Origin of the sequence: Lachnoanaerobaculum sp. OBRC5-5 (assembly GCF_000296385.1) — a bacterium.
GTDB lineage: Bacteria > Bacillota > Clostridia > Lachnospirales > Lachnospiraceae > Lachnoanaerobaculum.
The window spans coordinates 1,239,480-1,262,102 of sequence record NZ_JH815185.1 but is presented as its reverse complement, the minus strand read 5'-3'; the positions used below and the strand labels follow the sequence as shown (position 1 = coordinate 1,262,102).

Below are 22,623 nucleotides of genomic sequence, written 5' to 3'. Positions count from 1 at the left end.
TCAAAGAGTATATACTATATATCATGCATAACAGGTTATAAGATATATGTATAATGTAAAACTTTACTTTTTTTATAAATTATCTTACTATAGTAAAACGAAACAGGTCGACAGACTTTTAATATATATGTTAGGAAGTAGAGAAATGTTCAATATAGATGTAAAACTTACACCGGATGATGAGTCGGAGGTACTTAGGTATCTTCAGCATAACGGTAAAGAAATAGATGAAAACCTTCATGCACAGGTGCTCGAGTGCATGGATAAAATAAATGCCGTGGCAAAGCCGAACTTTGTTTTCAGAGAATGGGAGCTTGAAAACAAGGGAGAATTTCCGGCGGAGCTTGACTTTTTTGTGGGAAACAGTATCAAAAAGCATATAAAAGATTGCCATAAGCTTATTTTGATGGCGGCTACAATAGGAGTCGGAGTTGACAATGCCATAAGAAAAGAAGAACTTAAAAATGTTGCAAATGCACTTATTATGGACTCATGCGGTTCGACACTCATAGAAGCTGTTTGTGACAGTATAGAAGCAGGCTTTAGAGAGCAGTATTTAAAGGAAAACAATTATCTGACATTCAGATTTTCACCCGGTTACGGTGATTTGCCTATAACCATACAGAGACAGTTTGTAAATGTGGTCAATGCGACAAGAAGAATAGGAGTAAATGTCAGTGACAGCGGAATAATGTTACCGAGAAAGTCGGTGACAGCTATAATAGGAGTCAGCGATCAAAAACTGGAGACACTTAAAAAGACCTGCGCAGGATGCAATCTTTTAAAATCCTGCAGATATAGAAAGATAGGAGTCAGATGTTATGCATAAATTATTTATACTTGACGGTGCAATGGGAACAATGCTTCAGGCCGCCGGTATGAAGGCCGGAGAACATCCTGAGGTTTTCGGATTTGACAATCCGGATATAGTAAAAAACATACATTTAAAATATATAGAATCAGGAAGTAATGTAATATATACAAATACATTCGGTGCAAATGCACATAAACTTGAAGGCTGTAAAATAGATGTGGATACAGCTGTAAAGACTGCAATTAAGTCTGCAAAGGAAGCAATAGCGGAGAGTAAAAGGGATGTAAAGATAGCTCTTGATATCGGACCTATAGGAGAGCTTTTGGAGCCGCTTGGCGTACTGAGATTTGAGGACGCCTACGAAATTTATAAAGAAATGGTAGTTGCAGGTGAAAAATATGGGGCCGATGCTATCATATTTGAGACATTTACAGATCTTTATGATGTAAGAGCGGGTGTACTTGCGGCAAAAGAAAATACAAAACTACCTGTATGGGTAACAATGACATATGAGACCACAGGAAGAACCTTTACCGGAACAAAGATAGAATCTATGGCGGTAACACTTGAGGGACTTGGCGTGGATGCGATAGGTTTTAACTGCTCTCTGGGACCGAAAGAAATACTGCCGCTTGCAAAAAAGCTTAAAGAATGGACTAATCTCCCTATTATAATAAAGCCTAATGCAGGACTTCCAAACCCTTCAACAGGTGAATACGATCTGCTTGCAACAGATTTTGCAAAGTTAATGGCGGAATTTGGAGAAATAGGAATAGGGTACGCAGGAGGATGCTGCGGTACATCACCGGAATTTATCAGCGAGTTAAAAACAGAGTTTGAAAACAGAGAGTTTTCTGAGATAAAGCCTGTAAAGGCAAAGACAGGTATATGCTCCGGAAATGAGATGGTGGAGCTGAACGGCGTAAGAGTTGTAGGTGAGAGATTAAATCCTACCGGAAAGAAAAGATTCCAGGAAGCACTCTTAAACCATGAGATGGAGTATATATGCAAGGTTGCAATAGAGGAAGAGGAATCGGGTGCTGATATACTTGATATAAATGTAGGTGTTCCGGGCGGTGATGAAGTTGCACTTATGATAGAGGCAGTAAAGGCGGTACAATCTGTAGTTAATATTCCGTTACAGATAGATTCATCAAATCCTGAGGCAATAGAAGCCGGACTTCGTGTATACAACGGTAGAGCTATAGTAAACTCTGTAAATGCCGAAGATGATAGACTTGATCTCATACTTCCTATTGTAAAAAAATACGGTGCGGCGGTTATAGGACTGGCTTTAAATGAGAACGGTATACCTACAACAGCACAGGAAAGATTTGACAATGCAAAGCATATACTTGATAAGGCACTTGAGTATGGCTTAAAGAAAGAGGATGTTATTATTGATTGCCTTACACTTACAGTTTCGGCACAGCAGGATCAGGCAAAAGAGACGCTTGAGGCTGTAAGAAGAGTTACAAAGGAGCTTGGCTTACATACCACTCTTGGTGTCAGCAATATTTCTTTCGGACTTCCTGCAAGAAGTCATATCACAGAGAATTTCCTGATACAGGCAATGTATGCAGGACTTGATCTGCCCATAGTAAATCCGAATATTGAAGGCATTATGAACGCAATATACTCATTCAAGGTGCTTTCAGGCGAGGATAAGGACTCTGTAAAATATATTGAGAGATTTGCGACTGTAAAGGCTGAAACCAAGGTGGTAGCAGTATCGGACAATGGTGAAGTTACAAAAGAAGTTGTTCAGGATGCAATATTAAAAGGACTTAAGGAAGAGACATATAATAATGCAAAGAAGCTTTTGGAGACAAAAGGAGAGCTAGAAATAATAAATGAATACCTTATACCGGCACTTGATACGGTGGGAGATTTATATGAAAAGCAGGTAATATTCCTCCCACAGCTTATCAATGCCGCCAATGCCGCAAGCTCCGCCTTTGAGCTTATCAAAGAAAGAATAGCAAATAAGGGTGAGCACAATGTCAGCAAGGGTAAGATAGTTGTATGTACCGTAAAAGGCGATATACATGATATCGGAAAAAATATAGTTAAGGTAATATTGGAAAACTATGGTTACAGAATGATTGACCTTGGAAGAGATGTGGATATTCAAAAAGTGGTGGATACGGTTATAAGAGAGGATGTAAAGCTTGTAGGACTTTCAGCACTTATGACCACCACATTACCTGCAATGAAAAAGACTATTGAAGAGATTAGAAAAGTGTCAAATGATTGTAAAGTATGGGTTGGCGGTGCAGTACTTACAAAGGAGTATGCCGACGAGATGGGGGCGGACTTCTATGCACCTGATGCCAGAAGTTCGGTTGATATTGCAAAGACAGTTTTAGGATGATAATTTATGGAAAATATTAGAGATTATTTAAAGAACAATATATTGCTCTTTGACGGAGCAATGGGAACATACTATGATGAACTTACAGATGACGGTATCGGATGCGAACTTGCAAATATTAAAAATTCTGAGCTTATAAAAGGTATTCATAATGAATATATCGAAGCGGGAGCAAAGGCGATACTCACAAATACCTTTTCTACAGGTATAGATGCATTCTCAGGTGACAGAGAATTGCAAAAAAAGGTAATAGTTGCAGGTATAGACATAGCGCTTGAGGTTGCAAAATCCAGAGCATATGTATTTGCGGATATGGCTTCAATAAATGCCGACAGCAATAGTGCAGCATTTGAGGAATACAAGATCATTGCGGATATTTTCCTTGAAAAAGGTATAAATAACTTTTACTTCGAGACAAGAAACAGCACCATCGGTTTGAAATCTATAGGTGAGTATATTAAGGAAAAATCACCGGAAGCTTTTATAATAGCATCATTTGCAGTAATGCCTGACGGTTATTCAAGTGAAGGGTATTATTATAAAACAATGTTTAAAGAAATCTGTGAGTCCGGTTTCTTTGACGGAGTGGGACTTAACTGTGTTTCCGGTGCAAATCATATGGCAAAACTTTTAAAGGATGTGGACACTGAAGGACTATACCTTGCAGCTATGCCGAATGCCGGATATCCTATAGTAAGAGACAATAAAATACACTACGGATCATTGGCAAATTATTTTGCGGCTCAGATAGAAGATATTCTTGATATGGGTGTAAACGTAGTCGGAGGATGCTGCGGAACAACTCCGAAACATATAGAGCTTCTAAAAAAGAGCATGAGTGGAATGCTTATAAAGCCGAGAAAATCCGTAAAGAAAGAAAAGAATATCTCACAGAAAATAAGATTAAACAGATTTGAACAAAAGCTTATATCCGGACAAAAGCCTATAGCCGTAGAACTTGACTCACCGATAGATACAAATATTGCCAAGTTTATAGACAATGCGGCAAAATTAAAGTCGGCAGGTGCGGATATAGTAACTATAGCGGATAATCCTATAGCAAGAGCAAGGATGGACAGCTGTTTGCTTGCTTGTAAAGTCAGAAATGAACTTGACTTTGATGTGCTTCCGCATATGACTTGTAGAGACAGAAATGTAAATGCTGCTAAAGGCCTATTACTTGGTGCAAGTGCAATGGGAGTTGACAATGTACTTGTAATCACAGGAGATCCGATACCGAATGCTCAAAGAGATGAGATAAGATCTGTATTTGAGTTTAATTCAGTGAAGTTTGCAAACTTTATCAAATCTTTGAATGATGAAGTTTTTGAAAGCCCTATGAATATCTGCGGTGCTTTAAATGTAAATGCCAAGAACTTCAGTGCAGAGCTTAGAAAAGCTAAAAGAAAACAGGAAAACGGTGTAAAGGTACTCTTTACTCAGCCTGTTTTAACAAAAAGAGCTATTGACAATCTTAAAGAGGCCAGAGAAAATCTGGATGTTAAGATAATGGGTGGAATTATTCCTATCGTAAGTGAGAGAAACGCCAGATATATGCAAAGTGAAGTGAACGGTATATATATTACCGATGATATCGTGGAAAAGTATATAGGCAAAGAAAGAGAAGAAGCCGAAGAGATCGCACTTTCAATGTCAAAAGAGATAGCAAATGAAATCTATGATCTGGTTGACGGATATTATCTTATAACTGTTTTAAACAGAGTAAATTTAATGGAAAGACTTATAAAGACTGTAAAAGAGGTTTGTGAAAACAGATAAAAGGGCAGAAGCCCTTTTATCCTCTGAGTTTTTCTATACATTTTTTTAATATTTCAAAGGTTTTGTTGACCTCATCTTCCGTATTGTACTTGCTTAATGTAAGTCGCAAGGAAGATGAGGCTCTTTTTTTATCATTTGAAATTGCCATAATCACATGTGAAGGATCTATACTGCCGGTGGTACATGCTGAGCCAAGAGATGCACATACACCATTTTGATTTAATAAAATCAGGAGCAGTTCACCGCTTATATTTTCAAAGTAGATATTTATATTGTTAAAAAGTCTGTTATCCATATCACCGTTTATATGAGAGCCTTCTATATTTTCAAGTATCAAAGAAAATAACTTATCTCTTAGAGATTTTACATATAAACTGTCTTTATCCAAAGTTTCATAGGAATTTTTCAAAGCATTTGCCATAGCGATTGTACCGAATGTATTTTCCGTACCCGCTCTGCGATTTCTTTCCTGACTGCCGCCATGTATTAAAGATGTAAGCTTAATACCGCTTCTTATATATAAAAATCCTACACCCTTTGGTGAGTGAAATTTATGTCCGCTTGCACTGAGTAAATCAATATTCAGCTCATTTACATCAATATGAAGGTGTCCTACAGCCTGTACAGCATCGGTATGAAATAAAATATTGTGCTCACGGGCAAGCTTTCCGATTTCTTTAATCGGCTCTATAGTGCCTATTTCATTGTTTGCAAACATTATGCTTATAAGGACTGTATCTTCTCGGATAGTAGACTTAAGCTCATTTATATCAATAAGCCCTTTTTCATCAGTACTTAGATAAGTGACTTCATATCCTTTTTTTTCAAGGTAAGAGAGCGTATGCAGTACAGAGTGATGCTCAATCTTTGAACTGATGATATGCTTTCCTTTATTTTCCATAAGTTCAGAAGCCTTTAGAATTGCCCAGTTATTTGATTCACTGCCGCCTGAGGTAAAATAAATCTCATTATATCTTGCACCGAGGATATCTGCTATCATCTCTCTGGCATCTTCCATATCAGCCTTTACATCATTTGCCATAGAATAGCTTGATGAAGGATTGGCATAGTTTTCAAATAAATATTTTTTTGCTATATCAAAAGCCTTTTTATCTACCACAGTGGTAGAGGCGTTGTCCATATATATCATAGTACTCCTGTTCTTTATTAAAGGTGTGGCAGAGAGTTTCTGCCATACAGTATAAATAATATTAACAATAAAATAGTAAATGATTGAATTTGAATTGACAAGTATAATATGAGTATTGTATAAAAATCCTATAATTTAAGAAGAGGTGATATACCGATTCTGGAGCAATAATGTAGAGGTGATTATGAGATTTGAGGGTAGAATACTGGGGAAAGCCGGTGTTAATAAGATGCAGACAGCATATACGGTATATAATATTCTTATAGATATGGGCTACAGTATGAGATTTTCCTTTGATAAAAATGAGTACAGTATATCATATATGAAAGAGGAGAATGATATTTTGTTCTTTAATGATGCGGAGCATATGATAGAGGTATACAATTATGAAAGAAATTTTGAAATACCGACCGAAAGAGCAAATGAACTTGGGCTTGAGACATATTATCGTTTTTCGAATATATATGGAAAAGAATTGATTATTCTTGAATTGTTGCACAGATATTTAGAGGAGAATCCCAATGATATCTTTTATGTGGATAATGGAAGATACTATAATAAAGCGATGATAGACAGTATTTATAACGGAAAGTCTGATAAGAATTGGATTTATAAATCACCATACAGCATAGGAAGCATGGATTACTATATAAATATATGTCTTACGACAATCGGAGCTTTTACTAATGGTATGCTAAAGACATTGTACTCTAAAAATACTACAGAAGGTGTAGAACTTAGATATGAAGGAAGAATAATCGGCAAAAGACCTAACTCAAAGCATGGGCTTCCTCACAGAATGATACATACATTGAGAACAATGAATAAAAGAGAAACATTTAATATCAAAAGAGACAGCTATAATATATTATATGTAAAATTCAATAAGGATGATTACTTTTATAATGAGGACAGGGTGATTGAAATATACTGTAACACTCAGATGACAGATATCCCTACAGATGAAATAAAACAGATGGACTTTGAGACATATTTTAGGATTACCGATCTTATAGGAAAAGAGATGCAGGTGCTTGAAATAGTACATAGCTATTTAAATAAGTTTCCGGATGATATTTTCTACATTGATAACGGTTGTTTCTTTACAAAATCACAGATTGATGAAATATTTAATAATAAGGACAAAAACGAAAAATGGATATTTAAGAAAAGAGAAAGGGACAGATTTTAGTAGGTATCATGGCTGGAGATGTAGGAATTTTAAGAAGAAAAGATGATAACAGTTTTAGAGATATAAAAGATATTGTAAATATACTGATGTCAAGAGGGTTTACTTCGGAATCTTTATATGATTATGGTAATTGTTATATGTTTTCCGTAAATAAACCCGATTATGATGATGATTTCAGATGGTATTTGGATGACAGATCTTCATGGGCAATTATGTATATTTATATAATAAAAAGGGAGCATTCGTATTGCTGGGCAGTAGAAGATTCTTCCGGAAAAAAGATAGACTACTATAGATATGTATATATTGAGGGAAGCGGTAATCGAGGCTTTATGTATTTAAATTTTTTACATGAATATTTTAAACTGTTTCCGGAAGATATATTTAAAGGGGAAGCAGATTATTTATATACAAAAGAAGATATTGACAGGATATATGAAAAAGAAATATGGCTTGAGAATTGGTATGATCTTGATCCGAAGACTTTATAGTATAATTGATACAAGTATATGATATACTATAAAGCATAGATTTCAATTTTGGAGAATATATGGAAAAGAAAAAAGTAGTGGTAGGTATGTCCGGTGGAGTGGACTCTTCAGTGGCAGCCTATCTTTTAAAAGAAGCCGGATATGATGTCACAGGTGTGACTATGCAGATATGGCAAAGTGAAGATGAAGAGGATATGTCCGGCAGTGGAGGATGCTGCGGTCTGTCTGCAGTGGATGATGCCAGAAGAGTGGCAAGGGATATCGGGATACCTTATTATGTAATGAATTTTAGAGACGAATTTAAAGATAAGGTAATAGATTATTTTGTAAATGAATATGTGCAGGCAAGGACACCTAATCCATGTATAGCCTGCAACAGATATGTAAAATGGGAATCTCTTTTAGAAAGAAGTATGATGCTTGGGGCGGATTATATTGCTACAGGGCATTATGCAAGAATAGAAAAGCTTGAAAACGGAAGATATGCACTAAGAACATCAAAAACAAGTGCCAAGGATCAGACCTATGCACTTTATAATCTAACACAGGAGCAGCTTTCAAGAACATTGATGCCGGTGGGAGATTATGAAAAGGATGAGATAAGAGAGATTGCAAAAAAGTTCAATCTCAGAGTGGCAAATAAGCCCGACAGTCAGGAGATTTGCTTTGTTTCAGACAATGACTATGCCTCATTTGTAGAAAGTGAAATAGGAAAAAAGATGCCTGAGGGAAACTTTGTGACAGCTGACGGAGAGATACTTGGAAAGCATAAGGGAATACTTCACTATACAATCGGACAGAGAAAAGGACTTGGTATAGCGCTTGGGCATCCTATATTTGTTACCGAGATAAGACCTGAGACAAATGAAGTTGTAATAGGTGAAAATGATGATGTTTTCGGATACAGTCTGGAAGCATACAATCTCAATGCCATGGCGGTTGAGAAGTTTTATGACGGCATGAGAGCTGTAGGAAAAATAAGATATTCACATAAGGGCGAACACTGCACAGTCAAGGTACTCGGAGAAGATAGGATAAGAATAGACTTTGATGAAAAGGTAAGAGCAATCACACCGGGACAGGCTGTTGTACTGTATGATGAGAGCGGACTCGTACTTGGTGGCGGAACAATTATAGAAAGATGCGATTAAATGCAAGACACTATATAGGCTGTAATAACAGAAAGGTTATAGATATATGAAAAAATATCTTTTTAGAATTTCGTTAATATCAAGCATGGGTATAAGTTACATAATCGCAATGATACTTTTTGTAATGTATCAGTTGGCGGAGTCTTTAAGATCATATGTCTATGGTTTAAATAGGCTTAGTTTACAGGAATTTATACCGGGCTTAATTATGTGGAGTTTCTTTGTATCTATAATATTGGTGTACCCGATAGTTTTGACGGGGTATCATATTATACTTTTATATCTGGAGGCAAATAAGCAGCTTTTAAAACCTTTTATCAGATTTGATCAGGTGGCTATATGGTATGGCTTGATATTGGAATTCTTGTACCTTACAGAAGGAAAATATGTCACAGGTTCTGACTGGAGTGTACAGCTGAAGAATCTGGAAATGCATACACCGATTTTTTCAGAAGCGGCTCCCACAATTACTTTTATTTTTATAATAGGTATTGCGGGGTACTTGTATCTGAGAGTCAGGCCATTAAAGAAAATACCGCCTTTGATGGCGATTATTTCAATGTCTGCAATGTATCTTTGGGTAATTGAAGTTATTGTTTTTACAGTACAGGTTTTTAAAGGTGATTTATCGGGTGACAATTTGCTTGATTTGTATCTGCTTGTTTACCCTATTTGTATTATCTGCATTGTTGCAAGAACTGTAATTTCAAAGGTTCATGAATGGCAGGAATATGAAATGGAAAGAGCAAAAATACAAAGAAATCAGTTTTTAAATTTTGCAGATAAAATACTGTCAAACTCAAAACTTTGGCCTATATATGCAATCGTCTTTATGTTCCCTTTACTTGGAATAATAATAGGAATATTACTGCTTTTCGGTCAGGCACCGGATTCTGTTATAAAGGCATGGACCGAAACTGCAGATTGGACATTGTCTCTAAAGGAAGCACCTCAAAATATTGAATATGATGAGCATTATCTTTGTACTGTAGCGGCAGGTGGACATAAAAAGATTGTAAAGCCGATACGAAAAGGAATTCGCCATGGACACGAGGTCATTGTGAACAGACAGCTATGTATAGCAAATGCCTTTGAACAGATCCTAGAGGAAAAAACTCCACGCTTCCACAAACTTGTAAGAGGAATATATGATCGCTACGGCTTTCCTGTTGCAAGACTTATAAAGAGCAAATGGATTGCAGATATTATATATATTTTGATGAAGCCTTTGGAATGGATATTCTTAGCGGTAATATATATGAGCGATGTACATCCGGAAAACAGAATAGCGACCCAGTATATGGGGAAAAACGATTAATATTAAATGTACTGTAAGTGAAAAATTATTGTAATTTCTTCAGTACAAAATAAAAGTATCCTGTAAAGTACAAGTTTTTAACTAAATATATAAGTATTAAAGGATGGTGTGAGCTATGAATGAGTTAAATCCTATGAGATATAAAAATTGGAACAAATTAAAGTTAAATATCAGTATGAAAATCATAAAAAAGTATATGTTAAGCTTAGTTGTAATAACAGCTGTACTTGTAGGTTGCGGTGTAAATGTTAAACAGGATTCTAATTTATCTCAAGGAATAATAAAGGATGGAGTTTGTCTTGAACTTATTTCAGACATAGATATGACACCGATGCATTATCTTACATTTAGAAAAAAGGACACTACTAATGGAAAGATAATTAAAATTGAAGGAGAAGATCATCAGCTGGATATTTCAGTACAAAATTTAGTTGCATATAATTTTGAAGATGGAAATCTTGTGATGGAATTGAATACATTGGAGGAAAATTTTCCGATTAGCATAATTTTTGACGGATATGAATATTTATACTCACCAACCAAGGTTTCTCCAAAAACAATTACTTTAAATTACGATATCAGCTATGATATTTATACTGCAAAAATTGATAAAAGTGAGATTTACCCAAATTCTATAGTTTTATATCTATCAAACCCCAATGATAAGGATGCTTTTCACGAAGCTTTTATTCTGGTAGATGATGATACAGGAAAAGAAACGGTTGCAAATACAATGTTTACGGATGAAGGTATGACATTTATTTTTCCCGGGAAGGATTTAGGGAAAAAGGATAGTATAACTGTTAAAATTGGAGGTAAGGACAATTACAGCTTTCAGGATATTTTACTTAAATAATCACAAAGCTAAGATATAGGTATGAGTATAAAGTGTCTAATATAATAAGAAAAATAAAGGGAGTATGTGACTTACTATGAGTTACATACTCCCTTTGTTGAAACTGTTACTACTACAGTTCTTTTCACGGAGGCGAAGAGATTCGAACTCTCGTGCCACGAAAAAGTGACAACCTGATTTCGAGTCAGAGTCGCTATCCGGACTTTGAAGGAAAACGGCGGAAACTCACGGACAATGCGAGAGTTTGCAAACCCTTGAAAAATCAGCATTTTTCCGCCCTTGAAGGTTGAAAATCCCGAAAGCCCAGACAGAGCAAGGAGTTCGAAAGAAATCTGGTTTTGGGGAGAAAAAAGCCCGTTGGGGAGAAGATGGGGAGAACTCGGGGAGAAATCACAGTCCAATGCAGATGATACCTACCGATACCGAACATCAAAATCAAGGTGGTTATCCGCATGACTGAAAGCATGAAATATTACGAATCCATCCGTCGCAAATACCCTGAGACGGTCTCGAAGGATCAGTTCTACCAAATCGCCCATATCAGCAAAGCAACCGCTCTGCACCTTCTGCAAAACGGTTTAGTCCCATGCAAAGATACGGGCAAGAAAACCCGCCGGTACACAATCCGCACCGACGATATAATCTTCTATTTGATTGACCGGGAGCTTCACCCGGAGGTCTACCGCGCACCGGATCGCTGGTATCAGGAACGGTCAGGTCATTACAATTCGCGTGTCACATATCGGAATGAGCTGACGAAGCTGTCCGAAGAGGAACGAGCCAACTTCCGAAAATATATGGAAGACGAGTTTTGTCAGTACGGCGATCTGCTGACCGTCGTTGAAGTGGCTGAGGCAATCGGCTACTGCGATACTTCGCTTCATCGCTGGTGCAACGCCAAGAAGCTCAAATCATTCAATATCTCCGGAAAGTTCCTTATACCAAAGATCAGCCTCGTAGATTTCCTCGTTTCTCAGTACAGCTTCGACATTACACGAAAAACTTGGAAGCACACGCTGCTCATCAAAAGTTTTCTTGATAGACTTGATACAACAGAATAATTCGTACAGCAAAGCCCCGTTATTGCACTGCGCATAGCAGAACAATAACGGGGCTTATTTTTTGTCAAATTGGAGGTCAAGGCAATGAACACAAGAGATTCCGCCAAGGCATTTGACGCCTTGATGCAGGAAACGCCGTATTCCCATTTCGATAGTGGCTGCGAGGGTATTATGCCGGAATGCCGTACTTGCCGCTTTCACCGTCCCTTCTGGAAATATCAGTCCTGCGTGTTTGCAGAGTGTCCCTACTGCTGCAATCCCGTTTCAACCCTCAAAATTCAAAGTGGCACATCTGATGCCGGAAAGGAAGCCAGTCATGGATAACAAAATTGAAATCTTCAAGAACGAACAGTTCGGTGAGGTGCGGACGATCCTCATCGGTGACGAACCGTGGTTTGCCGGGAAGGATGTCGCATTGGTGCTAAGGTATTCAAATCCCCAAAAAGCAATCCGAGACCATGTTGATGAAGAAGATAGAACGGTGAACGAATCGTTCACCGTACACGGGACGCCGATTACCCTCATCAATGAATCGGGGTTGTATTCTCTGATTATGTGTAGCAAATTACCCGAAGCCAAAGCCTTCAAACGCTGGATCACGCATGAGGTCATTCCCACCATCCGCAAAACCGGCGGCTACATGACGGACTCCCTTCTGAAACGTATTCAGAAGGAACCAGCGATCATTGTAGAGTTCGCTCAAGCGTTGATTCTGGAAAAGAATCGCGTGAAGGCTCTTGAGTGTGAGCTGAACACGGCAAAGCCCAAAGCCGATTACTACGACGCCTTCATCAATCCGGATGACTGCACCAATATCCGAACGACGGCGAAGGAACTGAAAATCCCGGAGCGCAAGTTCGTCCAGTTCCTTCTCAGGGAGAAGTACCTGTTCCGATCTCCCTCCGGTCAGCTTCTTCCCTACAACAAGGACAGCAATGCCGGACTGTTCATCGTCCGCGATTTTGTGACATACTGCTACACCGGTTCTCAGACCTACTTCACGCCGAAGGGCAAGGATGTCATCCGAGTGAAGTTCCAGAAAAAGTGCGACGAAGAACTGCTTCCCAAGATGGCAAGGTGATTTCTGTGGCATTCTATCGCGTAAACAAGAATCGTGGCTATACCGTCATGGCGAACTTCCACCTCCGAGACAAGAGCCTGTCACTCAAGGCGGTCGGGCTACTCTCAAAGATGCTCTCGTTCAATGATGGCTGGAAGTTCTCGACCAAGGGGCTTTCTGCAATCTGCAAGGAAGGTCCGGATGCCATTCTCTCCGCGCTCCGTGAGCTTGAAAAGCACGGCTACCTTGTCCGGCACCGGCAGAGAGACGGTAAAGGCAGGATGAGCAGCACAATCTTTGAGATATACGAAGAGCCGCAGGAGTCCACGCCAGAACGGGAAATGCCACACACGGAAAATCCATGTGTGGAGAAGCCAGATGTGGATAATCCACGCGGGGATAAGTCCGCACAAATAAATACTGATCAAGTAATTACCCAAGAAAGAAATACTCTCTCAAAGAACTATCAATCCATCAATCTTGATGGGATGGACAGGATGGATGAGCGAAGCGAGTATGAAGAGATTATCAAAGAGAATCTTGACTACGACATTCTCTGTCAGGATCCGAAGTTCGATAAAGACCGCTTCCGGGAGATCATGGACATCATGCTGGATGCCGTCTGCTCTACCGCTCCGACCATCCGTATCAATGGCGAGGATATGCCGCAGCAAGTGGTTAAGTCCCGCTTTCTCAAGCTGAATAGCAGCCACATAGAGTACGTTCTGGAAGCAATGAACAAGAACCCGTCAGACATCCGTAATATCCGGGCGTACCTGTTGACCGCTCTGTATAACGCCTCTCTGACGATAGACAATTACTACTCCGCCCTCGTCAACCATGATTTCTACGGGCAGGACAGAACGGCAGGGTCAAAGAAGCCGAAAACCTACGATTATAGCCTTTGTGAAGACACTCTTTAATGAATACCATCGTGAGCAATGCTCGGAAAGGAGGACAGTGTAAATGAAAACTATCTATCGTCGGATTGTGCCGCCTTAGCTTCGGCAGCAGTCCCCATAATCATTCCAACGAAAGGAGGTAAACGCCGCAATGCAGGATGAAGTCAACACCAAAGTTGTTGCAATCATGATCAAGGGCGGAAAAATCTCAGCCGAGGTGCTGAAAAAGGCACTGGACAAGTTCGTGCAGGAGATTGAGAAGGCGCAGAAGCAGATGCAGCAGCCAAAAAACTATCGCGGCAAGCAGTCCATCAAGCATCTGATGAGCCAGAACGCCGCCATCTCCAACATCGAAGTGACAGACGGCAACATCAAGTCCTTTGAACGAACAGCCAATAAATACGGTCTGGACTTTGCGCTCAAGAAGGACATTTCCGTTGAACCGCCCAGCTATCTTGTCTTCTTCAAGGGACGGGACGTTGATGTGATGACCGCCGCCTTCAAGGAGTTCTCCGCAAAAACCGTCATGCAGAAGGAACAGCCGTCCATCCGGCACAAGTTGGATCAGGAGAAAGCTCAGAGCAAGGCGCAGCACAAAGAGAAGGTCAAGGTCAAGACCAAGGATCGGGGTGTGGAGCTGTGAACAAACCCGATGTGAAGAAGCTCATCCTTCTGAACCTTCCGTATGTCTTCGCCTTCTACTTTGCAGATAAGATCGCCGCCGTGTTTCGTCTCGCTCCCGGCACGGAGTTCATCGACAAGCTGACAAACGGCTTTGCCGTGTTCGGCACTGCCTTTGCAAATCCGCTGCCCAGCTTTCATCCCGTCGATCTGCTCATCGGTGTGATTGCCGGTGCGCTGCTCAAGCTGGCGGTCTACGTCAAGGGCAAGAACCGCAAGAAGTTCCGCCAAGGCGAAGAATACGGATCTGCCCGATGGGGTAAGCCGGAGGACATCAAGCCGTACACGGACCCGGAGTTCTCCAACAACGTTATCCTGACGCAGACGGAGTTTCTGACCATGAACAGCCGTCCAAAGCAGCCGAAATACGCCCGCAACAAAAACATCCTTGTCATCGGCGGTTCCGGCTCAGGTAAAACGCGCTTTTTCGTGAAGCCGAACCTGATGCAGATGCACAGTTCCTATGTGGTCACTGACCCAAAGGGTACGGTGCTGATAGAGTGCGGCAAGATGCTCGAAAAGGGCGGCTATGTCATCAAGTCGCTGAACACCATCAATTTCCGAAAATCCATGCACTACAACCCTTTTAGCTACATCCGCAGTGAGAAGGACATCCTCAAGCTGGTCAATACGATCATCGTCAACACGAAGGGAGACGGCGATAAGTCCGGCGAAGATTTCTGGGTCAAGGCGGAAAAGCTCTACTACACAGCTCTCATCGGCTACATCTGGTATGAGGCACCCGACCACGAGAAAAACTTTACTACTCTGCTCGAAATGATCAATGCCTCGGAAGCCAGAGAGGACGATGAGACCTTCAAGAACCCTGTGGATGTCATGTTCGACGAGCTGGAAGCCCGCGACCCTGACCACTTTGCGGTCAAGCAATACCGCAAATACAAGCTGGCGGCGGGAAAGACCGCGAAGTCGATCCTGATTTCCTGCGGTGCAAGGCTTGCGCCCTTCGACATCGCAGAGCTGCGGGAGCTGATGAGCTACGATGAGATGGAGCTGGACACCATCGGAGACCGAAAGACGGCGCTGTTCGTCATCATTTCCGATACCGATGACACCTTCAATTTCGTTGTAGCGATCATGTATTCCCAGCTCTTCAACCTTCTATGCGACAAAGCAGATGACGTTTACAACGGACGGCTTCCCGTCCATGTTCGCTGTCTGCTGGACGAGTTTGCGAACATCGGTCAAATCCCGAAGTTTGATAAGCTCATCGCAACCATTCGAAGCCGGGAAATCTCGGCGTCAATCATCTTACAGTCCCAGTCTCAGCTCAAGACCATCTACAAGGATGCGGCGGACACCATCACGGGCAACTGCGACTGCACACTTTTCCTCGGCGGAAAAGAAAAATCGACTCTCAAGGAAATCAGCGAGGTGCTGGGCAAGGAGACAATCAACCTTTACAACACCTCAGAAACCCGTTCCAACAACAACTCCTATGGCTTGAACTATCAGAAGACCGGCAAGGAACTGATGTCTCAGGATGAGATCGCCGTCATGGACGGAGCCAAGTGTATTTTGCAGCTTCGAGGCGTGAGACCTTTTCTCAGTAACAAATACGACATTACGAAGCATCCCAAATACCGGCAGCTCTCCGACTACGACAAGCGGAACACCTTTGACATCGAGAAGTACCGGCAGCACAAGCTGGTGGTCAAGCCCGATGACACATTCGACCTCTATGATATGGGCGAGGTCGATGCAGATTAAAGCCCCGTCGCTGCACTGCGCAGTGGGTAAAGCCTGATGGCTCATCCCAAAGCAGAACAGCGACGGGGCTTCTTTTTTTATGCCCATTTTCAATAATACACACTCAACTTTCATCGATTCAAGGAGGAAAATCTATGACTTTCATCAATCAGGCTGTCACGGTTCTTCAGACGCTCGTTATCGCCCTCGGCGCAGGTCTCGCAGTGTGGGGTGTTGTCAACCTCATGGAAGGCTACGGCAACGACAACCCCGGCGCCAAGTCTCAGGGCATCAAGCAGCTCATGGCTGGCGGTGGTGTGGTGCTGATCGGCACGACCCTCATCCCTCTGCTCTCCGGTCTGTTCGGTTAATCCGGCAGCCGCGCAGAAGTAACCATCGGGGCGGGTGCTGGAAAAGGCACTCGCCCTTCACAATTCACCAACGATTTAAGGAGGAAATTCAAGTATGGCATTTATCAATCAGGCAGTTACGATTCTCCAGACGCTGGTTATCGCCCTCGGCGCAGGTCTTGCGGTGTGGGGTGTTGTCAACCTCATGGAAGGCTACGGCAACGACAACCCCGGCGCTAAGTCTCAGGGCATCAAGCAGCTCATGGCTGGCGGCGGTGTGGTGCTGATCGGCACGACCCTCATCCCCCTGCTCTCCGGTTTGTTCGGCTAATCCACGGCAAGCCCAGCTTAAACGAAGGGTGGTGAAATATTGGGCAGCATTTTAGAAAAGATCGAACAAGCTCTCAAGGATATGCTGATCGGATGGATCGAGAGCAACCTGACCAATATGTTCACCGATGTCAACGAGAAGGTAGGAACGATTGCCGCCGAAGTTGGGCAAACACCGTCCGGCTGGAACGGCGGCGTGTACCAGATGATCCGGGGACTATCCGAAAACGTGATAGTCCCCATCGCTGGTATCATCATCACCTTCGTTTTGTGCTACGAGCTGATTTCCATGATCACCGAGAAAAACAACCTTCACAACATGGACACTTGGATGTTCTTCAAGTGGTTTTTCAAGGCGGCTGTGGCGATCTACCTCGTGACGCATACGTTTGACATCGTGATGGCAGTATTCGACATCGGGCAGAACGTGGTTTCCGGTGCAGCCGGAGTCATCCACGGCAACACCAGTATTGATATTGATTCGACGATTGCGCAGATGCGTACTGGCATGGAGAACATGGGCGTCGGAGAACTGCTCGGACTGTCGATAGAAACGCTCCTGATCAGCTTGTGCCTCAAAATCATGGCGATCCTCATTACAGTCATTCTCTACGGGCGCATGATTGAGATTTACTGCACCGTGAGCATCGCGCCTATTCCCATCGCAACCATGAGCAACCGCGAATGGGGCAGCATCGGCACGAACTATCTGAAAGGCTTGTTCGCTCTGGCATTTCAGGGATTTCTCATCATGGTCTGCGTCGGCATCTATGCGGTGCTGATCAACGGCATGATCATCGCAGACAACATTCATTCGGCTCTGTTCTCTGTGGCAGCGTACACGGTTATTCTGTGCTTCTCGCTGTTCAAGACCGGAAGCCTCGCAAAATCCATTTTCCATGCGCACTAAGGAGGTCGGCAGCATGAAGAAGTACAGCATCATCTACGCCGATCCCCCTTGGGCGTATCGGACTTACTCCAAGAAGGGACAGGGACGGTCGGCGGAAAGCCACTACCCGACAATGTGCATTGAAGACATCAAGGCACTTCCGGTCGGTGAGCTTGCCGCTAAGGACTGCGCTCTGTTTCTCTGGATCACGTTCCCGTGCCTCTGTGAAGCACTCGAAGTGCTGACGGCATGGGGCTTTTCTTATAAGACCGTGGCTTTTGTATGGGTGAAGCAAAACCGAAGGAACGACGATCTCTTTACCGGCATGGGCTACTGGACAAGGGCGAATGCCGAAATCTGCATCCTTGCAACAAAGGGACATCCGAAGCGAGTTGACGCCGGTGTGCGTCAGGTCATCCTCAGCCACATCGAAGAGCATTCCAAAAAGCCGGATGAAGCGCGGGAGCGCATTGTTCGGCTCATGGGAGATCTTCCCCGCGTGGAGCTTTTTGCCCGTCAGTCTCCCGAAGGCTGGGACGTTTGGGGCAACGAGGTCGAATGCACGGCTCATCTTCCTATGGAGGAAACACCATGCTGCGGCTAAGGCCCATCTCTCTTCGAGACGCCAACGAGTACGTCCGGCAGCATCACCGGCATCATAAGCCGGTTGCCGGTCACAAGTTTTCCATCGGCTGTGAAGCAGACGGTGAGCTGGTCGGCGTAATCATCGCTGGGCGTCCCGTCAGCCGGTATCTGGATGACGGCTTCACATTGGAGGTTACAAGGCTATGCACCAACGGGGCGAAGAACGCTTGCAGCTTTCTCTACGGCGCGGCGGCAAGAGCTGCTGCGGCTATGGGCTATAAGCGCATCATCACCTACACGCTGGAAAGCGAAAACGGTGCAAGCCTTCGGGCTTCCGGCTGGATTTGTCAAGGCAAAGCGGGTGGGCTTCGCTGGACAGGCAAGCGTCAGCCGAAGGAGGATCAATATCCCGCACAAATGAAGCTGCGCTACGAAAAGCAGCTTAGAAAGGAGGAAACAGTCAATGGCATTTGTTCCGGTCCCGAAGGATCTTAACCGCGTCAAAACGAAGGTCATGTTCAACCTGACCAAGCGGCAGCTCATTTGTTTTTCCATCGCTGCGGCAGTCGGCGTCCCGATCTTCTTTCTGGCAAAGGCGCATCTCGACTTGTCTACGGCGGCAATGCTGATGGTGGTGATCATGCTTCCGTTCATCTTCTTCGCGCTTTACGAGAAGGACGGTCAGCCCGCCGAAAAGTATCTGTATCACATCGTACAGTCCATGTTCATCCGGGACAAGGTGCGTCCCTATCGCACGAACAATCTCTACGCTGAGATTCAGCAGAAAATCAAAGAACAGGAGGAATTGCAGCTTGAACAACAGCACAGCAAAGGCAAAGCCTAAGATGACCGTCAAAAACGGTGTCGTTTACGGCGATGCCCTTTCCGCTCAGGAAAAGAAGCGGATCGTCATGCAGAAGAAAAAGGACAGGAAGGCAAAGAAAGTCCGCAAGTCCGCCCAGCAGACCATCCCCTATGTGGAGATGTGCCGTGACGGTATCTGTAAGGTGAACAGCCGCCTCTACACGAAGTCCATCGCCTTTGAGGACATCAACTACCAGCTTGCGCAGAATGAGGACAAAACTGCCATCTTTGAGAACTGGTGCGACTTTCTGAACTACTTCGACAGCTCGATCTTCGTCCAGCTCTCCTTCATCAATCAGAAGGCAAGCCTCAATGAGTTCCGCAAGCGCATCAACATTCCGGCACAGGAGGACGCCTTCAACGACATCCGCTCCGAGTATTCCGGTATGCTGCAAAACCAGCTCACCAAGGGCAACAACGGGCTGATCAAGAAGAAGTACATCACCTTCGGCATTGAGGCGGACTCCCTCCGCACGGCAAAGCCGAAGCTCGAACGCATTGAAACCGACATCATCAACAACTTCAAAACTCTCGGCGTGAAAACCGAGCCGCTGTCCGGCTACGAACGGCTGAAAGTGCTTCATGATGTGTTCAATATGGACACCAATGAACCGTTCCGCTTTTCCTTCGATATGGTTGCCCGGACAGGGCTTTCCAGCAAGGACTTCATCGCGCCCACTTCCTTTGACTTCCGTGAAGGCAAGTGCTTCAAGATGGGCAGAACCATCGGTGCGGTGAGCTTCCTGCAAATCCTCGCGCCGGAACTCAATGACCGTATGCTTGCCGACTTCCTTGAGATGGACAGCAACATCACGGTCAATTTTCATATCCGGACGATTGACCAGGCGAAGGCAATCAAGAGCATCAAGTCGAAGATCACCGACCTCGACAAGATGAAGATTGAAGAGCAGAAAAAGGCGGTCCGCTCCGGCTACGATATGGACATCATCCCGTCCGATCTCGCCACCTTTGGCGGTGAGGCGAAGCGTCTGTTGCAGGATCTCCAGACCCGCAATGAGAGACTGTTCCTTGTGACCATCCTCATCATGAACACGGCAACCAACCGCCAAAAGCTCGAAAATGCTGTGTTCCAGACCGCCGCCATTGCCCAAAAGTATAACTGTGCGCTCAAGCGTCTTGACTTCCAGCAGGAGGAAGGGCTGATGTCCTCTCTGCCTATCGGCATCAATCAGGTGGAGATTGAGCGCGGGCAGACCACTTCCAGCACAGCGGTTTTCGTGCCGTTCACCACGCAGGAGCTTTTTCAGGGCGGCGAAGCTCTCTACTACGGACTGAATGCGCTGTCCAACAACATGATCATGGTTGATCGCAAGCAGCTCAAGAACCCCAACGGGCTGATCTTGGGTACGCCCGGTTCCGGTAAGTCCTTCTCCGCCAAGCGCGAAATGACGAACGCCTTCCTTATCACCGAGGATGACATCATCGTCTGCGACCCCGAAGCCGAGTATTTCCCCCTCGTGCAGAAGCTCGGCGGTCAGGTCATCCGCATCTCGCCGGTCAGCACGAATTACATCAATCCGCTGGACATCAACACGAACTACTCCGAAGAGGAAAACCCGCTGACGCTGAAATCCGACTTCATCCTCTCCATGTGTGAGCTGATTGTCGGCGGCAAGGACGGCTTGCAGCCGGTTGAGAAGACCATCATTGACCGCAGTGTCCGCATGGTTTATCAGGAGTTCCTTGCAGACCCCAAGCCGGAGAAAATGCCGATCCTCGAAGACCTCTACAACATTCTGAGAAATCAGAAGGAACCGGAGGCACAGCGCATCGCAACTGCCCTTGAAATCTATGTTCACGGCTCTCTGAATGTCTTCAATCACAGAACGAATGTGGATGTCAACAACCGCTTCGTCTGCTATGACATCCGCGAACTCGGCAAGCAGCTCAAAAAGCTCGGCATGCTGATTGTACAGGATCAGGTTTGGAACAGGGTCACAATCAACCGCGCCCAGCACAAGGCTACCCGCTACTACATGGACGAGTTTCACCTTTTGCTGAAAGAAGAACAGACCGCCGCATACAGCGTGGAAATCTGGAAGCGTTTCAGAAAATGGGGCGGCATTCCGACCGGCATCACGCAGAACGTCAAGGATCTGCTTGCGTCCCGCGAGGTAGAGAACATCTTTGAAAACTCGGATTTCGTCTATCTTCTGAATCAGGCGTCCGGCGACCGGCAGATTCTCTCGAAGGCGCTGAACATCTCGCCCAGCCAGCAGAACTACATCACCAATTCCAATGCCGGTGAGGGGCTGATCTTCTACGGCTCGACCATCGTTCCCTTCAAGGACGATTTCCCGAAGGACACTCAACTCTACCGCATCATGACCACCCGCTTAGAAGAAACCACACAGAACTGATAGGAGGATTTTGAATATGGATAAGAACTTCAACCTTGAGAACGCCAAGAACATCATCGCAGAAGTCAGCGGTGTTCCCGTGAATACCACGTTCGGCAGCATCACCAAGCCGATTGACCTTCTGCTTGAGGTCATCGACATGAGCGCCGATCTCATCGCGCTCATCCGCGAGGAAACCGAACTGAAAAAGCATCACCGCGCCTACCTCCACGTTCATGAGGAACTGGAGGGCTGCGCCGACGAGATGGCAGCGCGTATGCAGGAGATTTTCGACGAGACCGCCGACTGCGTGATCGGACTGATGAAGGATGTTCACGAGACCTTCCGTGTCCGCAAGCAGGAAGCGGCGGAGGACGATGCCGATACCGTCACCATCGCCAAGGAAGACTACGAGGCCATGATCGACGATCTGCTCACGATGTCCGAAATCATTCAGTGCGTCGCAGATATGCGCACGCAGGATGTGAAGGCAATCCGCGAGTTCGGCAAGTTCGTCCCCGCCTTTGCCGCCTTTGAGAAGAACCGCCTGAGCCTCTATCGTGAGGCGGCGAAGGAAGCCGCGGAAATCTTCGACCGTTGGGCAGACGAGATTGACGATCTCGACGAGGACTTCATGGAAGACGAGGACTACGAGCCGGACGAGTATTACTCCGACTGACGCCCATTGAAATGTTGTCGGGTTTTACAG

General features: G+C 44.0%; 23 protein-coding genes. 22 read left to right on the top strand and 1 reads right to left on the bottom strand.

Annotated features, from left to right (window positions below):
* Positions 1 to 145: 145 nt before the first annotated feature.
* From HMPREF1135_RS05865 to HMPREF1135_RS05855, 3 genes are read left to right on the top strand one after another with little or no spacing between them, the layout of a single operon-like run.
* Positions 146 to 829, top strand: a complete 684-nt coding sequence (locus tag HMPREF1135_RS05865; RefSeq protein WP_007593085.1) for a vitamin B12 dependent-methionine synthase activation domain-containing protein — start codon at positions 146 to 148, stop codon at positions 827 to 829.
* Positions 822 to 3,188 carry a homocysteine S-methyltransferase family protein gene (locus tag HMPREF1135_RS05860; protein WP_007593083.1) on the top strand — a complete coding sequence of 789 codons (2,367 nt, stop codon included), beginning with the start codon at positions 822 to 824 and terminating at the stop codon, positions 3,186 to 3,188. Before HMPREF1135_RS05865 ends, HMPREF1135_RS05860 begins: the two co-directional genes overlap by 8 nt.
* Positions 3,189 to 3,194: 6 nt before the next feature.
* Entirely contained in the window at positions 3,195 to 4,967 is a 1,773-nt protein-coding gene (locus HMPREF1135_RS05855; RefSeq protein ID WP_007593081.1) for a bifunctional homocysteine S-methyltransferase/methylenetetrahydrofolate reductase, read from the top strand.
* Positions 4,968 to 4,983: 16 nt separating this feature from the next.
* Here HMPREF1135_RS05855 and HMPREF1135_RS05850 read toward each other — a convergent pair whose 3' ends face one another.
* Positions 4,984 to 6,117, bottom strand: a complete 1,134-nt coding sequence (locus HMPREF1135_RS05850) for a cysteine desulfurase family protein (protein ID WP_007593079.1) — start codon at positions 6,115 to 6,117, stop codon at positions 4,984 to 4,986.
* Between the two features lie 184 nt (positions 6,118 to 6,301).
* Between HMPREF1135_RS05850 and HMPREF1135_RS05845 the strand changes: the two genes are divergently transcribed.
* The 19 genes from HMPREF1135_RS05845 (at position 6,302) to HMPREF1135_RS05760 (ending at position 22,593) form a co-directional block, all read left to right on the top strand.
* Positions 6,302 to 7,309 carry a hypothetical protein gene (locus HMPREF1135_RS05845; RefSeq protein ID WP_007593076.1) on the top strand — a complete coding sequence of 336 codons (1,008 nt, stop codon included), beginning with the start codon at positions 6,302 to 6,304 and terminating at the stop codon, positions 7,307 to 7,309.
* A gap of 8 nt (positions 7,310 to 7,317) precedes the next feature.
* A complete protein-coding gene (locus HMPREF1135_RS05840; RefSeq protein WP_007593074.1) occupies positions 7,318 to 7,800 on the top strand; it encodes a hypothetical protein in 483 nt (160 codons plus the stop codon).
* 59 nt (positions 7,801 to 7,859) lie between these two features.
* Entirely contained in the window at positions 7,860 to 8,951 is a 1,092-nt protein-coding gene (gene mnmA / locus HMPREF1135_RS05835; protein WP_007593072.1) for a tRNA 2-thiouridine(34) synthase MnmA, read from the top strand.
* Positions 8,952 to 8,997: 46 nt separating this feature from the next.
* A complete protein-coding gene (locus HMPREF1135_RS05830) occupies positions 8,998 to 10,269 on the top strand; it encodes a DUF6688 domain-containing protein (RefSeq protein ID WP_007593064.1) in 1,272 nt (423 codons plus the stop codon).
* A 115-nt stretch (positions 10,270 to 10,384) separates the two neighbouring features.
* Entirely contained in the window at positions 10,385 to 11,125 is a 741-nt protein-coding gene (locus HMPREF1135_RS05825; protein ID WP_007593062.1) for a hypothetical protein, read from the top strand.
* Positions 11,126 to 11,577: 452 nt separating this feature from the next.
* On the top strand, positions 11,578 to 12,186 hold the full coding sequence (locus HMPREF1135_RS05820; protein ID WP_007593049.1) for a helix-turn-helix domain-containing protein: 609 nt from the start codon (positions 11,578 to 11,580) through the stop codon (positions 12,184 to 12,186).
* 84 nt (positions 12,187 to 12,270) lie between these two features.
* Entirely contained in the window at positions 12,271 to 12,510 is a 240-nt protein-coding gene (locus tag HMPREF1135_RS05815; RefSeq protein ID WP_034242958.1) for a hypothetical protein, read from the top strand.
* Positions 12,503 to 13,267, top strand: a complete 765-nt coding sequence (locus HMPREF1135_RS05810; protein WP_007593047.1) for a BRO family protein — start codon at positions 12,503 to 12,505, stop codon at positions 13,265 to 13,267. The genes HMPREF1135_RS05815 and HMPREF1135_RS05810 overlap by 8 nt, the downstream gene beginning before the upstream one ends.
* Before the next feature lie 5 nt (positions 13,268 to 13,272).
* A complete protein-coding gene (locus HMPREF1135_RS05805) occupies positions 13,273 to 14,169 on the top strand; it encodes a DUF6017 domain-containing protein (protein WP_330369985.1) in 897 nt (298 codons plus the stop codon).
* Positions 14,170 to 14,299: 130 nt separating this feature from the next.
* Entirely contained in the window at positions 14,300 to 14,791 is a 492-nt protein-coding gene (locus HMPREF1135_RS05800) for a PcfB family protein (protein ID WP_007593043.1), read from the top strand.
* Complete coding sequence (locus HMPREF1135_RS05795) at positions 14,788 to 16,557, top strand: VirD4-like conjugal transfer protein, CD1115 family (RefSeq protein WP_007593041.1); 1,770 nt, start codon at positions 14,788 to 14,790, stop codon at positions 16,555 to 16,557. Before HMPREF1135_RS05800 ends, HMPREF1135_RS05795 begins: the two co-directional genes overlap by 4 nt.
* A 134-nt stretch (positions 16,558 to 16,691) precedes the next feature.
* Positions 16,692 to 16,907, top strand: a complete 216-nt coding sequence (locus HMPREF1135_RS05790; protein WP_007593038.1) for a Maff2 family mobile element protein — start codon at positions 16,692 to 16,694, stop codon at positions 16,905 to 16,907.
* Positions 16,908 to 17,001: 94 nt separating this feature from the next.
* Entirely contained in the window at positions 17,002 to 17,217 is a 216-nt protein-coding gene (locus tag HMPREF1135_RS05785; RefSeq protein WP_007593036.1) for a Maff2 family mobile element protein, read from the top strand.
* 39 nt (positions 17,218 to 17,256) lie between these two features.
* Positions 17,257 to 18,126 (top strand): VirB6/TrbL-like conjugal transfer protein, CD1112 family, encoded by an 870-nt coding sequence (locus tag HMPREF1135_RS13705; protein ID WP_084761720.1) that lies wholly within the window; start codon positions 17,257 to 17,259, stop codon positions 18,124 to 18,126.
* 13 nt (positions 18,127 to 18,139) lie between these two features.
* On the top strand, positions 18,140 to 18,709 hold the full coding sequence (locus tag HMPREF1135_RS05775) for an MT-A70 family methyltransferase (protein ID WP_007593032.1): 570 nt from the start codon (positions 18,140 to 18,142) through the stop codon (positions 18,707 to 18,709).
* Positions 18,697 to 19,185 carry an XF1762 family protein gene (locus tag HMPREF1135_RS05770; RefSeq protein ID WP_006573555.1) on the top strand — a complete coding sequence of 163 codons (489 nt, stop codon included), beginning with the start codon at positions 18,697 to 18,699 and terminating at the stop codon, positions 19,183 to 19,185. Before HMPREF1135_RS05775 ends, HMPREF1135_RS05770 begins: the two co-directional genes overlap by 13 nt.
* A complete protein-coding gene (locus tag HMPREF1135_RS13700) occupies positions 19,154 to 19,534 on the top strand; it encodes a PrgI family protein (RefSeq protein WP_005934790.1) in 381 nt (126 codons plus the stop codon). Before HMPREF1135_RS05770 ends, HMPREF1135_RS13700 begins: the two co-directional genes overlap by 32 nt.
* 67 nt (positions 19,535 to 19,601) lie before the next feature.
* Positions 19,602 to 21,935, top strand: coding sequence for a VirB4-like conjugal transfer ATPase, CD1110 family (locus HMPREF1135_RS13695; protein WP_330370021.1), 2,334 nt, complete (start codon positions 19,602 to 19,604; stop codon positions 21,933 to 21,935).
* Between the two features lie 16 nt (positions 21,936 to 21,951).
* Positions 21,952 to 22,593 carry a hypothetical protein gene (locus HMPREF1135_RS05760; protein ID WP_007593020.1) on the top strand — a complete coding sequence of 214 codons (642 nt, stop codon included), beginning with the start codon at positions 21,952 to 21,954 and terminating at the stop codon, positions 22,591 to 22,593.
* Positions 22,594 to 22,623: the final 30 nt, after the last annotated feature.